15 protein-coding genes are annotated in these 14604 nt (G+C 66.8%); 8 read left to right on the top strand and 7 right to left on the bottom strand.

The window, feature by feature from the left end:
• Positions 1–177 precede the first annotated feature (177 nt).
• The 6 genes from ABG80_RS23910 (at position 178) to ABG80_RS03590 (ending at position 5963) form a co-directional block, all read left to right on the top strand.
• Positions 178–702, top strand: coding sequence for a hypothetical protein (locus ABG80_RS23910; RefSeq protein ID WP_321166028.1), 525 nt, complete (start codon positions 178–180; stop codon positions 700–702).
• 32 nt (positions 703–734) lie between these two features.
• Positions 735–2204 carry an aldehyde dehydrogenase family protein gene (locus ABG80_RS03570; protein ID WP_083505784.1) on the top strand — a complete coding sequence of 490 codons (1470 nt, stop codon included), beginning with the start codon at positions 735–737 and terminating at the stop codon, positions 2202–2204.
• A 92-nt stretch (positions 2205–2296) separates the two neighbouring features.
• On the top strand, positions 2297–3220 hold the full coding sequence (locus ABG80_RS03575) for a branched-chain amino acid ABC transporter permease (RefSeq protein WP_058086401.1): 924 nt from the start codon (positions 2297–2299) through the stop codon (positions 3218–3220).
• A gap of 72 nt (positions 3221–3292) precedes the next feature.
• Entirely contained in the window at positions 3293–4432 is a 1140-nt protein-coding gene (locus ABG80_RS03580) for a branched-chain amino acid ABC transporter permease (protein ID WP_058086454.1), read from the top strand.
• Entirely contained in the window at positions 4429–5241 is an 813-nt protein-coding gene (locus ABG80_RS03585) for an ABC transporter ATP-binding protein (RefSeq protein ID WP_058086402.1), read from the top strand. Before ABG80_RS03580 ends, ABG80_RS03585 begins: the two co-directional genes overlap by 4 nt.
• Positions 5241–5963 (top strand): ABC transporter ATP-binding protein, encoded by a 723-nt coding sequence (locus ABG80_RS03590; RefSeq protein WP_200964248.1) that lies wholly within the window; start codon positions 5241–5243, stop codon positions 5961–5963. Before ABG80_RS03585 ends, ABG80_RS03590 begins: the two co-directional genes overlap by 1 nt.
• Positions 5964–6023: 60 nt before the next feature.
• Here ABG80_RS03590 and ABG80_RS03595 read toward each other — a convergent pair whose 3' ends face one another.
• From ABG80_RS03595 to ABG80_RS03610, 4 genes are all read right to left on the bottom strand, one after another.
• Positions 6024–7289, bottom strand: a complete 1266-nt coding sequence (locus ABG80_RS03595) for a HupA family protein (RefSeq protein WP_058086403.1) — start codon at positions 7287–7289, stop codon at positions 6024–6026.
• A 16-nt stretch (positions 7290–7305) separates the two neighbouring features.
• Positions 7306–8589 carry a tetratricopeptide repeat protein gene (locus ABG80_RS03600; protein WP_058086404.1) on the bottom strand — a complete coding sequence of 428 codons (1284 nt, stop codon included), beginning with the start codon at positions 8587–8589 and terminating at the stop codon, positions 7306–7308.
• 257 nt (positions 8590–8846) lie between these two features.
• The gene (locus ABG80_RS03605) at positions 8847–9263 is read right to left on the bottom strand and encodes an HIT family protein (protein ID WP_058086456.1); all 417 of its coding nucleotides are present in this window, start codon (positions 9261–9263) and stop codon (positions 8847–8849) included.
• A gap of 33 nt (positions 9264–9296) precedes the next feature.
• Complete coding sequence (locus tag ABG80_RS03610; RefSeq protein ID WP_058086405.1) at positions 9297–10343, bottom strand: CDP-6-deoxy-delta-3,4-glucoseen reductase; 1047 nt, start codon at positions 10341–10343, stop codon at positions 9297–9299.
• A 158-nt stretch (positions 10344–10501) separates the two neighbouring features.
• Between ABG80_RS03610 and ABG80_RS03615 the strand changes: the two genes are divergently transcribed.
• Together ABG80_RS03615 and ABG80_RS03620 are read left to right on the top strand one after the other, a co-directional pair.
• Positions 10502–11425 (top strand): Rossmann-fold NAD(P)-binding domain-containing protein, encoded by a 924-nt coding sequence (locus ABG80_RS03615; protein WP_058086406.1) that lies wholly within the window; start codon positions 10502–10504, stop codon positions 11423–11425.
• 66 nt (positions 11426–11491) lie between these two features.
• The gene (locus ABG80_RS03620; RefSeq protein ID WP_058086407.1) at positions 11492–12502 is read left to right on the top strand and encodes an SGNH/GDSL hydrolase family protein; all 1011 of its coding nucleotides are present in this window, start codon (positions 11492–11494) and stop codon (positions 12500–12502) included.
• Here the strand turns inward: ABG80_RS03620 and nth are convergent.
• The 3 genes from nth to ABG80_RS03635 are packed head-to-tail and all read right to left on the bottom strand — an operon-like array spanning position 12474 to position 14590.
• A complete protein-coding gene (nth, locus tag ABG80_RS03625; protein ID WP_058086408.1) occupies positions 12474–13115 on the bottom strand; it encodes an endonuclease III in 642 nt (213 codons plus the stop codon). The two genes, ABG80_RS03620 and nth, sit on opposite strands and share 29 nt — an antisense overlap.
• Before the next feature lie 32 nt (positions 13116–13147).
• Positions 13148–13684, bottom strand: a complete 537-nt coding sequence (locus ABG80_RS03630; RefSeq protein WP_058086409.1) for a TPM domain-containing protein — start codon at positions 13682–13684, stop codon at positions 13148–13150.
• A 3-nt stretch (positions 13685–13687) separates the two neighbouring features.
• A complete protein-coding gene (locus ABG80_RS03635; RefSeq protein WP_058086410.1) occupies positions 13688–14590 on the bottom strand; it encodes a TPM domain-containing protein in 903 nt (300 codons plus the stop codon).
• Positions 14591–14604 lie beyond the last annotated feature (14 nt).

The raw sequence follows: 14604 nt of genomic DNA on the forward strand, positions 1-14604 counted from the left end.
GGAAGGTGATGCGGGGGAAACCGGCGCTGGCCTCAGGGAAAACCGGCGTCGCGCCATGCTGCGCCGATGGGTGGCTGCAGGCACAATGTCATGATTTGGTGAGCGACGTCTTCAGATGCGCGCCCACCACGTTTGTGACATTGTCGCCCCTGGGGTCACCACGCCCCCTGTTTTCGCATGAGCCTGAAACGAACCGACCTCGCCAAGAACCTGAATCTCAAGATCCAGGGCCAGATGCAGCACGCTGGTGTGCCCAGCCGCTTTGCGCAAGGGGCCGCCTTGCCTGATCGCCGTGAACAGCGCAAGCTGGACCAAGCAGCTGGCCTGGTGCCATTCGCCGTCAAGCTCAACAAGGAGCTCGTGGCGCGCCTGGGTGACCTGGCCTCGGCCCGTCAGGTAACGCTCAATGCATTCGTTGACGAGGTGCTGCGCGCCGGCCTGGCACAACTGCCCGCTGCCATGGTGACCGCTGCGGCGCCTCAGGCCCCGAAAAAATCCGCCAAGCCAGCCGCCGAGAAGGTGCCCGCTGCGCCCGCGCCCAAGGCCCCGGCCAACAAGGCAGCCGGCAAGCCCGCCGCGAAGCAGGCCGCTGAGAAGGCCCCTGTGAAGAAGGCCGCAGCCAAGAAGGCGGCAGCTCAAAAGACGGCTGCCAAGACCGCTGCCAAGACTGCCACCAAGACCGCCAAGAAGGCGGCACGCTGACCCCCAGCCACGCCAGCCCGATGGAGACCGCCATGAACCGACCCATGATGCACCTCGTTGACCCCCAGACCGGCGAATCCAACCCGGAAGACATCCGCCGCGTCTTCGCGTCGCAAGAGTCCACGGCCATCGCCTGGCGTGAGTCCACCATCGCCGAGCGCATCGCGCGCCTCAAGAAGCTGCGCGAAGCCATGCTGGCGCGCCGCGAGGATTTCTACGCGGCCTTCCAGAAGGACTACCACAAGCCCTCGGCCGAGGTCGAAGGCACCGAGTTCATGCCGGTGCTCGACGAGATCCGCCACGCCATCGGCAACCTGAAGAAATGGGCCCAGCCCAAGCGCGTGTGGCCCACCATGACGACCATGGGCACGCAGGCCTGGGTGGAAGTGCAGCCGCGCGGCCGCGTGCTCATCGTCGCGCCCTGGAACTTCCCGCTCAACCTGTGCTTCGGCCCGCTGGTCTCGGCCCTGGCCGCTGGCAACACCGTCATCCTCAAGCCCTCCGAGATGACGCCCGCCGTCAGCACCGTGATGGCCGAGGTCATCGCCGCCACCTTCCAGCCCAACGAAGTCGCCCTGTTCGAGGGCAGCCTGCCGACCTCGCAGGCGCTGCTCGAGCTGCCCTTCGACCACATCTTCTTCACTGGTTCGCCCGCCGTGGGCAAGGTGGTGATGGCCGCCGCCGCCAAGCACCTGACCAGCGTCACGCTGGAGCTGGGCGGCAAGTCGCCCGTCATCGTCGACGAGACGGCCGACATCAAGCTGGCGGCCGAAACCCTGATGTGGGGCAAGCTGACCAACTGCGGTCAGATCTGCGTGGCACCCGACCACGTTTTCGTGCACGAGTCGATCCGCGAGCGCTTCGTGGCCGCCTGCCGCACCGTCATCGCCCAGCGCTATGGCGCCACGGCCGACGCGCAGCGCAACAGCCCCGACCTCACCCGTGTCATCAACCAGCGCCACACCCAGCGCATCGCCGGCCTGCTGCAGGATGCCGTCAGCCGTGGTGCCAAGGTGGCCGTGGGGGGCGAGGTGGACGTGGCGCAGTGCTTCATCGCACCGACGCTGCTGGAGCAAATCCCGGAAGAAGCGTCGATCATGTCCGAAGAAATCTTCGGTCCGGTGCTGCCCATCATCGGCTTCCGCGACCTCGACAAGGTCGTGCGCGAGATCAACGCCAACCCCAAGCCGCTGGCGCTCTACATCTTCAGCACCGACAAGGCGCGCACCCGCGACCTGATTGCCAAGACCAGCTCGGGCGGCGTGGCAATCAACCACTGCGTGCTGCACTACGCCCACGGCAACCTGCCGTTTGGCGGCGTGAACAACTCGGGCATCGGCAACGCCCACGGTGAGTACGGCTTCAAGGCCTTCTCGCACGAGCGCGCGGTGCTGAAGTCCGGCCCGATCATGATGGCCAAGCTGTTCTTCCCGCCGTACACCGGTTTCAAGCAGAAGCTCATCCGCTGGACGGTGGACTCGTTGCGCCTGCCTTCGCTCTGATTTCGGAGCCGGCGTCGGTCTGACCGATAATCCCGGCATCCCGATGGTCAACGGCCCGCCTCCCTGGCGGGCTTTTTGCATCCGAAACGCCTGTGGACATCTTCATTCAGCAACTGATCAATGGCTTGGTGCTGGGCAGCATGTACGCCCTGGTCGCGCTCGGCTACACGATGGTGTACGGCATCATCAACCTCATCAACTTCGCCCATGGCGAGGTGCTGATGGTGGGCGCCCTGGTGAGCTGGACGGTGGTCACCGTGTTCGCCGACAGCGGCCTGCCGGGCTGGGCGCTGTTGTCCATCTCGCTGGTGGCGGCCATGCTGGCGTGCATGGCCTTGAACTTCCTGATTGAAAAGCTCGCCTACCGGCCGCTGCGCAATGCACCGCGCCTGGCGCCGTTGATCACGGCCATGGGCATGTCGCTGCTGCTGCAGACGATGGCCATGATCATCTGGAAGCCGGACTACAAGCCGTACCCCATCCTGCTGCCCGATGAGCCCTACGAGTTCATGGGCGCGACCATCAACCTGGTGCAGATCCTGATCCTGGTGGTGACGGCGCTGACCCTGGCGGGCCTGATGGCCCTGATCCACGGCACTCAGCTGGGCCGGGCCATGCGCGCCACGGCCGAGAACCCGCGCGTGGCTCAGCTCATGGGGGTGCGACCGGACCGCGTGATCTCGGCCACCTTCGTCATCGGGGCGGCGCTGGCGGCGCTGGCCGGTGTGATGTGGGCGGCCAATTACGGCTCGGTGCAGCACACCATGGGCTTTTTGCCGGGCCTCAAGGCCTTCACTGCGGCGGTGTTCGGTGGCATCGGCAACCTGGGTGGTGCGATGGTGGGCGGCATCCTGCTGGGCGTGATCGAGGCCATGGGAGCTGGCTACATCGGTGACCTCACCGGTGGCGTGCTGGGCAGCCATTACCAGGACATCTTCGCCTTCACCGTGCTCATCCTCGTGCTGACGCTGCGCCCGCAGGGGCTGCTGGGCGAGCGCGTGGCCGATCGCGCCTGAGGCCTGGAGATCGATGCCATGTCTGCCATGAAGCCCGTCTCGTCTTCTGTGAACAAGCTGTTGCGCGCTCGCATGCCGGGCGGCGTCCAGGCTCGCCTTCAAGGCCGGGTTGCGGCCTTCCTCGTCTGCGCCGTGGCCCTGCTGGTGCTGCCCGTGGTCCTGCAGCCGCTGGGCGAGGCCTGGGTGCGCATCCTCGACACCGCGCTGCTCTACATCCTGCTGGCGCTGGGCCTGAACATCGTGGTGGGTTTTGCCGGCCTGCTCGACCTGGGCTACATCGCCTTCTACGCCGTGGGCTCCTACCTGTTCGCGCTGCTGGCCTCTCCGCATTTGCTGGAGCATTTCCCGGCGGTGGCGGCGGCCTTCCCCGACGGCCTGCACATGCCGGTGTGGGCCGTGATCCCGCTGGGCGCAGGTGTGGCGGCCATGGTCGGCGTGCTGCTGGGCGCGCCCACGCTGCGCCTGCGCGGCGACTACCTGGCCATCGTGACGCTGGGCTTTGGCGAGATCATCCGCGTCTTCCTCAACAACCTGGACGCGCCGGTCAACGTCACCAACGGACCGATGGGCATCAGCAGCATCGATCCGATGACCATTGGTGGCGTCAGCCTGGGCGAGCCGCTGCACGTCTTCGGTCTCACGCTGGCGCCTGTCACGCTGAATTACTACCTGTTCCTGTTCATCGTGGTGATCGCGGTGGTGGTGTGCAGCCGGTTGCACGACTCGCGACTTGGTCGAGCCTGGATGGCCATCCGCGAGGACGAGATCGCTGCCAAGGCCATGGGCCTGAACGTGCGCAACCTCAAGCTGCTGGCCTTCGGGCTGGGCGCCACCTTCGGCGGTGTGGCGGGCGTGCTGTTCGCGAGCTTTCAGGGTTTCGTCTCACCTGAATCGTTCAGCCTGCAGGAGTCGGTGCTGGTGGTGGCCATGGTGGTGCTGGGCGGGTTGGGGCACATCCCCGGCGTGATCCTGGGCGCCTTCCTGTTGGCGGCTTTGCCCGAGGTGCTGCGCCACGTCGCAGGCCCCTTGCAAGCCATGACCGATGGGCGGCTGGACGCGGCCATCTTGCGTCAGCTGCTGGTGGCCCTGGCCATGATCGGCATCATGCTGCTGCGCCCGCGCGGGCTGTGGCCCTCTCCGCGCCACGAAGACCGGCTGATCCCGGATGAGGGCACGCCTGCCGCGGGTCAGGTCAAGGGAGGCCAGGCATGAGCCGACCGTTGCTTCAGGTGCAAGGTGTGAGCAAGCGCTTTGGCGGCGTGCAGGCGCTCAGCGACGTGGGCCTGGACGTGTTGCCGGGGCAGGTGCACGGCCTCATCGGCCCCAATGGCGCCGGCAAGACCACTTTCTTCAACACCATCACCGGTCTGGTGCCCGTGGATGCGGGGCGCTTCGAGCTCGATGGCCGCGCTTACAAGCCCAGCGCCGTGCACCTGGTGGCCAAGGCCGGCATCGCGCGCACCTTCCAGAACATCCGCCTGTTCGCCGACATGACCGCGATCGACAACGTGCGCGTGGGTCGCCACGTGCGCAGCCGCGTGGGCTGGTGGCAGGCGGTGCTGCGCACGCGCTCCTTCCTGCACGAAGAGCAGCTCATCACCGACAAGGCCCGCGAGCTGCTGGCCTTCGTCGGGCTCGAGGGCCGGGCGCAGCAAACGGCGCGGACCCTGAGCTACGGCGACCAGCGTCGCCTGGAGATCGCGCGCGCGCTGGCCACCGAACCCAAGCTGCTGGCCCTGGACGAGCCCGCCGCCGGCATGAACGCGACCGAGAAGGTGCAGCTGCGGGAGTTGATCGAGCGCATCCGTCAGCAGGGCCGAGCCGTGCTGCTGATCGAGCACGATGTGAAGCTGGTCATGGGCCTGTGTGACCACGTGACCGTGCTGGATCAAGGCAAGCTGATCGCCAGCGGCTCGCCCGCCGAGGTTCAGCGCCACCCGGCGGTGATCGCGGCATACCTGGGCACCTCGCACGCGCCGGTGGCGGCCAAGGATGATGCCCGGCAGGGGGAGGGCGCCTGATGACGAACCCATCGAACAAGCTGCTGGAGCTGCGCGACCTGCGCGTGGCCTATGGCGGCATCCAGGCCGTCAAGGGTCTGAACCTCGAATTGCGTGAAGGGGAGTTGGTCAGCCTGATCGGTGCCAATGGCGCTGGCAAGTCGACCACGCTCAAAGCCATCTGCGGCTTGCTCCAGCCTCAGGGTGGTGAGGTGCGCTACCAAGGCCGCGCCATCGGGGCACAAGGTCCGTGGGGCCTGGTCGCGCAAGGCCTGGTGATGGTGCCCGAAGGGCGCGGCATCTTCGCGCGCATGAGCATCGAAGAGAACCTGCGCATGGGGGCCTACTTGCGCCGCGATGGCGAAGTCGACGCCGACATCGACGCGGTGTACCAGCGCTTTCCGCGCCTGAAGGAGCGCCATCGTCAGCTGGCCGGCACCTTGTCGGGTGGTGAGCAGCAGATGCTGGCCATGGGCCGCGCGCTGCTGGCCCGTCCCAAGCTGCTGCTGCTCGACGAACCCACCATGGGCCTGGCGCCCATCATCGTCGACCAGATCTTCGAGGTCGTGCGCGATGTGCACGCGCAAGGCGTGACGGTGCTGCTGGTCGAGCAGAACGCGCAGCGTGCCTTGCAGATGGCCGATCGGGCTTACGTGCTGGAGTCGGGCGAGCTGGCGCTCAGTGGTGCGGCGGCCGAACTGTTGGGTGACGCGCGGGTGCAGGCGGCGTACCTGGGAGGCTGAGCCCCAAAGAAAAACGCCCCCGAAGGGGGCGTCGATGCGAAGGCCTGAGACCCTGCAGATTTATTTTTCGATTCTGGGCTCGCCTTTGACGGCGACGAACGGCGTGGCGTAGCGGGCGTAAACCGGGCTGGTGAAACCTGGGGCAGTGACCACGGCGGACACATCAGCCACACCGCCTGCCACGGCAGCGTTCTGACCGAAGAAGGCGCCTTCCACCTTGCCGGTGATGGCCTTGTAGGGACCTCCGATGTCCAGCGACTTGGAGCTGAACTGGCTGCCGCTGATGGTGCCTGCCGCGCTGAAGCTCAGGGCACCGTTGACCTGGTAGCCACCGTTGGCGGTCTGTTGCAACTGGCCGCCCATGAGGGGGTTCGACACACCGGAGCCGCCGTTGAAATCGGCTTTGAAGGTGCTGGTACCGAAGTTCACGCTCATCTGAACAGAGCCGGTCGCGTTGCCAGCGCCATTGAACGTGTTGCCGTAGTAGTTGGCCTGGGCATTGCTCAAGCGCAGGTTGTCCATGTCCTGTGCCGGGGTCGTGATGCCCCAGACGCCGTACATCTCACCGAATTGCTCAGTTCCGGACAGCGGCGGCGAGTCAGTGCCACCAGACACGTACCGAACGATCGTCAGGCCACCTTGGAACTTGCCCACTGGAACGCCAGAAGGAGACGATTCAAGGTCGGTTTCGATGCTCACGCGCTCGTAATTGCCTTCTGCACCAACTGGCAAGTCGGCGAAGGGGGTTTCGTAGTCGTGGCTGTTGAGGCCATCAAGAACCAGAGGTCCTTGAACATTGAAGCTCGGCACGGTCGCCGGCTCGTCGGAGCGAATCGGCTGTGTGCTGATCGACATCGACTCAGGCAGCCAGGTGGGTGCCGTCGTGGTTTGGGGGAAGAGCTGGAAGCCAACGCGCAGGTCGTTGGACTCCCCTTCAGAGATCGCTGCCACTTCGAGTTGTTTCTGGTCCCAGGAGTAGGTCGACAGGGCCATCACGCCGAAGCCACACAGGCCACCGCTGGTGCAGGCGCTGACCACGGGGGGTTGCACAGGGGGCTGCACGGGCGTGGACGGTGTCACAGCACCCACCGGGCGGTAGAGCTCGGTGGTGCCTGCCAGCAGCGGCAGCGGTGTTTGCGGGCCGGCGGCGGTGGGTTCGAGCTCTTCCCAGATGCCCCATTGGCTGGACGAATCCTGCGCAATCGTCACGTTCGAATAGAGCACGACCTTGGCGAAATCGGCCTGGGTAGGGCCATTGGCATGGGCGCTCAGGCTGCATGCGGCGGCCACTGCGGTGGCCAGGAGGGTCGGGATGCGGTTTGCCATGGTGGTGCTCCTGCTATCAGAAACTGCGATTGAGGTTGATCGTGACGGTGTCGCGGTCGTAGCCGTACAAGGTCAGGTTGGCCTTGTTGTGGATGTTGGCGAGGGTGGCGGCGAGCTGCCACTTCTCCATCAGGCCGGCGTTGAAGGTGTAGGCCGCGCCCAGTTCGATGCGGCGCTCGGTCTCGCGGCGGCTGACCGCAAACACAGGCTCGACACCGATGTGGCGTGCGTTGCGCCAGGCGGCGCGGGTGAACAGGTCGATGCCGGCAAGCTGCGCGCGAGCGCCCACGAACCACTCGTCACCGGTGTAGCTGAAGCGGTCTTCGCGAGCCGATTCTTCGAACAGGCGCACGCCGCCTTGCAGCGACCAAGTCTGGTTGCCCATCATGCGGCCATAGCTGGCGCCGACGCTGCGGTACTGGCCTTCGCGGGCAGAGTCACCAGCGCGGTGGAAGTCGCGCTTGACCCACTGCGCGTCAAGCGTGAGTTCGCCGCTGCGGCCGACCTTCCAGGTGCCCGAGGGGCTGATGGAGCTGTAGAGGCCCAGGTGCTCGCCACCGAAATGCAGGTCGTCGAGCTGGAAGTTCAGGTTGCCGCGCCAGCTGTTGCCAACGATGAGGGCAGGACCGGTGGCCACGGTCACGACATCCAGGTCGTACTCGTTGAACTGCTTGTAGCCCTTGTGATAGAGGCCCAGGGAGCTGGTCCACAGCAGGCGCGAGGGCTGGTCGAGCACGCGCACGGGGGCAGGGCGTTGCCAGGTGTGGCGCAGCTCGGCCTGGGCGATGCTGCCCCAGTCGGACTTGTTGGTGAACTCGGAGTTGAGCAGCAGGTCACCACCGTTGAACGAGCCCAGCAGGGTCGAATCGGGGCCGGCGTTGACGTTGCTGTCGTAGATCAGACCGAGCGAGACGTTGGCTTCGAAGCGGTGGGGCTGACCGAAGTTGGCGCGCTCTTCCAGCTCGATCTGCTTGAGGAAGCTGCTGATCGACAGGCGAACGGTCTCAGGGGTGTTCGGGTCCTTGAGCACGCGCTCGGCTTCGGCGCGGGCACGGGCGTAGTCCAGCGTGCGGTGGTAGGCAACGGCGAGCTCGAGGCGTGCGCGGTTGAGCGTCGGGTTGGCCGCCAGCAAAGACTCCAGGGTCTCGATCGAGGCGTAAGGCAGCCCCGTCTCGCGCTGGTACAGGCCGAGGCGGTACTGATCGTCCACGCTCGATTGAGCCAGGCTGGCAGTGGACAGGGCGAAGAGCACACAGGCGGTCAGGCCTTTGAGGCCGGATCGTCCGAGGATCTGAGGCATGGAAATCTCCGTGTGGGCCTGGAACCCACATGTAAATTTTGTAAGTGATCCAGTATGGGTGGTTTGACCCATCTTGGGGGCATGGCTCCCCCCTGCGCCTTGGGGGGGCAGAGGCGCAAAAAGCGAGGGTTCCCTCGAAAAAGGGGGGAGCTGACCGGTATTTTTGCACTAATGGCCCGGAGCCGAGCCAGCGCAGTGTACGAACCCGAGCCCCGCGCCACACCATCCAAAAGGACGGCTTTGGGCGAGGTCGCTCTTCAGAGCGCGGCGGTGATGCGCTCTGCGACGGACTTCAGGTGTGCCATGTCCGCCATCACGGCGGCGTGCGGCCTGCGCAGGTCGGCGATCGAGCCAGGGATCACGTGGATGTGAAAGTGCGGCACGGTCTGGCCGGCGGCCTCACCATTGAGTTGCATCAGCACGATGCCTTGGGCACCCAGGCCCTTCTTTTGCGCGTTGCCGATGCGGCGCACGGTGGCCATGCAGGCGGCCGCAGCGGCGTCGGACAGCTCGAACAGCGTGGTGGCCGCCTCCTTGGGGATGACCAGCGCGTGGCCTTCGGCCTGCGGCATGATGTCCATGAAGGCCAGCGTGTGCTCATCCTCGAAGAGCTTGATGCACGGGATCTCGCCGCGCAGGATCTTGGCAAAGATGTTGTTCGTGTCGTAGGCCATGGTCATCTCCTGTTCCTGTTGAAGGTGTGGGGTTCAGCCGCCGTGCTTGTCGGCTTCGCTGGTGAAAGCGTCGGCGTAGAAGAATTCGTCAGGCAGGCCTGCCCGGGTGGTGAAGTCACTGCGGGCGCTGCTGACCATGATCGGGGCGCCGCAGGCATAGACCTCGTGGGCAGACAGGTCTGGCAGGTCGGCCAGCACGGCCTGGTGCACGAAGCCGGTGCGGCCCTGCCAGCCGTCTTCGGGGTGGGCGTCGGAGAGCACGGGCACGTAGTTCAACCAGGGCAGCTCTGCGGCTTGCTGCGTGGCCCAGTCGTGCAGGTAGAGGTCGGCTCGGCTGCGGCAGCCCCAATACAGCGTGGTCGGGCGTTCGATGCCCTCGTGGCGCATGTGCTCGACGATGGCCTTGATGGGGGCAAAGCCGGTGCCCGAGGCCAGCAGCACGATGGGGCGGTCGGAGTCGTCGCGCAGGAAGAAGGTGCCGTGCGGGCCTTCGACACGCAGGATTTCCTTTTCCCTCATGCCACCGAAAACGTGGTCCGTGAACAGGCCACCCGGCATGTGGCGGATGTGCAGCTCGATGCCACCCGCAGCGCCCGGCTCTTTGGCGGTGTGCGGGGCGTTGGCCATGGAGTAGCTGCGCCGCACGCCGTCTTTGAGGATGAACTCGATGTACTGGCCGGCACGAAAGCCGAATTGATGGGTGGCGGGCAGCTGCAGCCGGATCACCATCACATCGGGCGCGACCGGCGTCAGGCTGGTCACGCGGGTGGGCATCTTGATGACCGGGTGATCGCCCAGGCCCACCACCTGACGCGACTCGATGACGAGGTCGGTCTGAGGCGTGGCGCAGCAGCTCAGCATCCAGCCGGCGGCTTCTTCGGCCTCACTCAGGGCCTTGGCCTGGTGGGCGCCGTGGATGACGCGGCCCTCCAGCAGCTTGCACTTGCAGGAGCCACAGGCGCCGTCCTTGCAGCCGTAGGGCAGGCCGACACCGGAGCCGATGGCGGCGCTCAGCACGGTCTCATCGCGCTGCATGGAAAAAGAACGCCCGCTGGGCTGGATCGAGACGGTGAAACTCATGATCGAGGCGAAGAAAGAGGGCGCACGGCAAGGCGATTGGAAACAGGCATGATTCTCCCATGTCCCTTTTCAGGTCGTCCCCCGCTGTCGCTCCCGCCACCTGGTGTCCCCGTGCTTCGCCGAGGGTGCACAGGCCCCGGGCTTTTCGCCAGGCTCGCTTGCTGATCGTGGGCTGCGGCGACGTGGGGCAGCGCGTGTTGCGCGAACTCGGCGGCAGGCTTCGCGTGCGCGTGCTGACCTCGTCTGCGTCGCGCGTGCCGGCCCTGCGGCAATGGGGCGTCACACCCTTGGTGGGCTCGCTCGATGTGCCTGGTTCATTGGCTCGGCTGGCAGGGCTGGCCCCACGCGTGCTGCACCTGGCGCCACCGCCCGGCAGCGGCAGCCGCGACCCCCGCACGGCGGCCCTGCTGCACGCATTGGCGCAGCGCGGCGGGTCGGTCAGCCTGGTTTATGGCAGCACCACTGGTGTGTATGGCGATGCGGCGGGCGCTTTATTTGACGAGACGCGCACGGTCGCACCTCAGTCGGACCGCGCGCGCAGGCGCGTGGATGCCGAGCAGCGCTTGAGGGCGTTCGGGCGTCGCAAGGCGCGGGCCGCGCACCGTCACAGCGCTCGGCTGGAAGGTGGCGTGGCCGTGGGCATCCTGCGCATACCCGGCATCTACGCCGTGGGCCGCGAGGGTGGGGACCCGCGCGAGCGCGTGCGCAGAGGCTCGCCGGTGCTGGCGCGCGAGCACGACGTCTACACCAACCACATCCACGCCGATGACCTGGCCCGCGCCTGCATGCTGGCCTTGTGGCGGCTCAAGCCGCAGCGCGTGGTGCATGTGTGCGACGACACCCAGCACCTGATGGGCGATCACTTCGATCGGGTGGCCGACCTCAGCGGCTTGCCTCGCCCACCCAGGCTGGCGCGCGACGAGTTGCGTGCGCGGGTCAGTCCGATGCAATGGAGCTTCCTGTGCGAGTCGCGTCGACTGAGCAATGTCCGGATGAAACACGAACTTGGCCTGGTGTTGCGTCACCCGGGGCTGTCGCTGGACCCGTCCCCCCTGGACATGGGGGCAACCCCGACCGGCTGAGGCGAACTTCGGGGGCAGACTCGCCAACCATCCGAGTTCAACACACACCACCAGAGGGGTTCCCACATGCGCATCAGCTTGCACACCAGCGTCCGACTGGCCCTGACCGCCGCTGCCTTGGCCGCAGCATCGTCGGCCCAGGCTTACTCTCAGATCGTCGCCTTTGGCGACAGCCTGTCCGACAACGGCAACCTGCATGCCCTGATGGCGAAGTTCGGTGTGGACACGCCCGCCTCGCCGTATTTCGAGGGTCGGTTCAGCGACGGCCCCGTGGCGGTGGAAGTCATGGCCAAGCAGCTGGGCCTGGCGCTCGATGACCGCGCATACGGTGGCGCCACCACCGGCACGGGCAACAAGACGGCCACGCCCATCCTGGACGCCACCGGCATGACCTCTCAGGTCAAGCAGTACCTCGGCGAGAAGTCGAACGCGGTGGACGCCGAGGCTTTGTACTTCGTGTGGGGCGGCGGCAATGATGTCTTCAAGCTGCTCGACAGCGCCACGCCGATCACGACGGAGACGGTCACCCAGCTGTTGATTCAGGCTCGCAGCAACTACGAGGGCATGATCCGCTCGCTGGACGCCGGTGGTGCGCAGCACTTCTTCCTGCCGACGCTGCCCGACCTGGGCGCCAGTGGCCTGGGCTTTGCGGGTGGCACGCAGCTGCAGAACGCCTTGCATCAGATCAGCGTGGCCTTCAACCAGGGCCTGACCTTCACCGCCAACAAGCTGGAGGCCGAGCTGGGCGTGGACATCACCTTGTTCGATGTCTACCCCTCGTTCCTGGCCGTGACCAAGGAGATCGTCGGCGCGGGTGGCACCGCCAGCCTGCCTTGCTGGACCGGCAACTACAGCGGCACCGGCGGCACCCTTTGCGCCGACTCCGATCAACACGTGCTGTTCGACAAAGTGCACCCAACGGCTTACGTGCACAACCACCTGGGGCTGCAAATGGCTGCCGCCGTGCCCGAGCCTGGCACCTGGGTGCTGAGCTTCACCGGCCTGTTGGCCGTGGGTGCGCTGGCCCGTCGTCGCCAACAGGCGGCCGTCAAGTCGGCGCTGGTGTCTTGTCCTTGAAGTGACAGGTCGCGGCCACGCTGCATTCCCAGCAGCGTGGTTTGCGTGCCTGGCAAACATAGCGCCCATGCAGGATCAACCAATGGTGCGCGTGCTGCAGGTAAGGCGCAGGGATGCGCTTGAGCAGCTTGAGCTCCACCGCCAGCGGCGTCTTGCCAGGCGCGAGCCCGGTTCGGTTGCCCATGCGAAAGATGTGCGTGTCCACCGCCATGGTGGGCTCGCCGAATGCCACGTTGAGCACGACATTGGCTGTTTTGCGCCCCACGCCCGGCAGCGCCTCCAGGGCCTCTCTGTCGTGCGGCACCTCGCCGCCGTGCTGCTCGATGAGGATGCGGCAGGTTTCCAGCAGGTGCCGGGCCTTGCTTTTGTACAGACCGATGGTGCGGATGTGTTCGCACAGGCCTTCTTCGCCCAGCGCCAGGATGGCGGCGGGCGTGTTGGCCACGGGAAAGAGCTTGGCCGTGGCCTTGTTGACGCCCACGTCGGTCGCCTGAGCTGAGAGCAGCACGGCGGTCAGCAACTCGAAGGGCGTGCTGTAGTGCAGCTCGGTCTCGGGGTGGGGGTTGGCGGCCTGGAGCGTCTGGAAAAACGCTTCGATCTCGGCCGGTTTCATCAGGGTGCTGGGACGGGTCACTTCGGGTCGATTCAGATCAGGACGATGGCGTCGGGCAGTTCGTTGGGGTTGTGCGCGTGGGCCGGGGCCGGGAAGTGTGCGTGCAGCAGGTCACCGACGCGGGCGATGGCTTGCTGCAGGCCTGCTTCGATTTGGCCTTGCGCCAGGGCCTGGCCCAGGTGATCGGCCAGCGCCTGCCAGGTCTCGGGCGGCACGCGCTGGCTCAGGCCTCGGTCGGCCACCACCTCGATGCGGCGGTCGGCCAGCAGCAGGTGGATGAGCACGCCATTGTTGTGCTCGGTGTCCCAAACGCGCAGCAGGCCGAAGCACTCGATGGCGCGTTGGCGGGGGCTTTGGCCGCGCCACAGCCTGGGCAGGCTCAAGCCTGCTTCCACGCAGATGCGCAGCTCACCCAGGTGGCGCGCCTCGCTGGCGCGCACCGCCGCTTCAAGGCGTTGCCGGGCGTCGTCAGGCAGGTGCCGACGGCTGTCGGCAGCGTCCAGCCAGAGGTGGCGCAGCCAGCTGGCAGCCGTGCGCTGGAAGGCGGGTGTGTTCGGGTGTTCAGCCATGTGTCACCAGCGGCCCGATGCGCCGCCGCCTCCGAAGTCGCCACCGCCGCCCGATGACCAGCCGCCCCCGCCGGAGGACCAGCCACCACCACCTCCTCCCCAGCCGCCACCCGGGCCACCGCCCCAGCCGCCTCTGCGCGCGCCGCCGTTGCCCATGGCCAGCGCGAAGATGGCCACCACCACGCTGGCCACCCCGCCCAGCATCAAGCTGGTGGTGAGCCACCACACGATGCCGCCGCCCAGCCCGCCGGTGAGCATGGCGCCGAGTTTGCGGCCGAAGATGGCGCCGAGCACCCCCGCGACGATGGGCACGCCGATGAGGCCGAAGACGACGAGGTCTTCAAGTTGCGCCCCGGGCGGGGAGTGGGGGCGGCCAGGCTCGGGCAGGGGCAGGTCTTCTCCTCGGACGCGGGCCATCAACTGATCGACCCCCGCGTCGATGCCCGCAGCCACGTCACCGCGCTTGAAGGCCGGCACGATGGCGCCTTCGATGATGCGGCTGGCGGCCAGGTCGGGCACCGCGCCCTCCAGGGCCTTGGCCACCTCGATGCGCACGCGCCGGTCGTTGAGGGCAACGACGAGCAGCAGGCCATCGCCCACGTTGCGCCTGCCGATCTTCCAGGTGTCGCCCACGCGCTGGGCGTAGGCGGCGATGTCTTCGGGCTGCGTGGTGGGCACGATCAGCACAACGAGTTGCGTGCCGCGTTCGCGCTCGAAGGCCGAGAGCTTGTCGTCGATCGCCTGGCGCTGCGGTGCGGCGAGTGCGCTGGCCTGATCGATGACGTGACCACTGAGCGCTGGAACGGGCAGCACGCCGCCGTCCTGGGCGTGTGCGGCCACGCCCAGACCGCCCAGCATCAGCCAGGTCAGCAGCATGCTCAGGAAGCCGCGCAGCACCGCTGTCATCGCGCGCCCGCCTC

It is taken from the genome of Aquabacterium parvum (assembly GCF_001447195.1).
Lineage (GTDB): Bacteria > Pseudomonadota > Gammaproteobacteria > Burkholderiales > Burkholderiaceae_C > Aquabacterium > Aquabacterium parvum.

Coding starts and splice junctions, on each gene's coding strand:
- ABG80_RS03570 (WP_083505784.1), top strand. CDS start 735: ATGAACCGACCCATGATGCACCTCGTTGACCCCCAGACCGGCGAATCC.
- ABG80_RS23910 (WP_321166028.1), top strand. CDS start 178: ATGAGCCTGAAACGAACCGACCTCGCCAAGAACCTGAATCTCAAGATC.
- nth (WP_058086408.1), bottom strand. CDS start 13,115: ATGAAACCGGCCGAGATCGAAGCGTTTTTCCAGACGCTCCAGGCCGCC.
- ABG80_RS03620 (WP_058086407.1), top strand. CDS start 11,492: ATGCGCATCAGCTTGCACACCAGCGTCCGACTGGCCCTGACCGCCGCT.
- ABG80_RS03580 (WP_058086454.1), top strand. CDS start 3,293: ATGCCGGGCGGCGTCCAGGCTCGCCTTCAAGGCCGGGTTGCGGCCTTC.
- ABG80_RS03595 (WP_058086403.1), bottom strand. CDS start 7,289: ATGGCAAACCGCATCCCGACCCTCCTGGCCACCGCAGTGGCCGCCGCA.
- ABG80_RS03605 (WP_058086456.1), bottom strand. CDS start 9,263: ATGGCCTACGACACGAACAACATCTTTGCCAAGATCCTGCGCGGCGAG.
- ABG80_RS03610 (WP_058086405.1), bottom strand. CDS start 10,343: ATGAGTTTCACCGTCTCGATCCAGCCCAGCGGGCGTTCTTTTTCCATG.
- ABG80_RS03585 (WP_058086402.1), top strand. CDS start 4,429: ATGAGCCGACCGTTGCTTCAGGTGCAAGGTGTGAGCAAGCGCTTTGGC.
- ABG80_RS03635 (WP_058086410.1), bottom strand. CDS start 14,590: ATGACAGCGGTGCTGCGCGGCTTCCTGAGCATGCTGCTGACCTGGCTG.
- ABG80_RS03590 (WP_200964248.1), top strand. CDS start 5,241: ATGACGAACCCATCGAACAAGCTGCTGGAGCTGCGCGACCTGCGCGTG.
- ABG80_RS03630 (WP_058086409.1), bottom strand. CDS start 13,684: ATGGCTGAACACCCGAACACACCCGCCTTCCAGCGCACGGCTGCCAGC.
- ABG80_RS03600 (WP_058086404.1), bottom strand. CDS start 8,589: ATGCCTCAGATCCTCGGACGATCCGGCCTCAAAGGCCTGACCGCCTGT.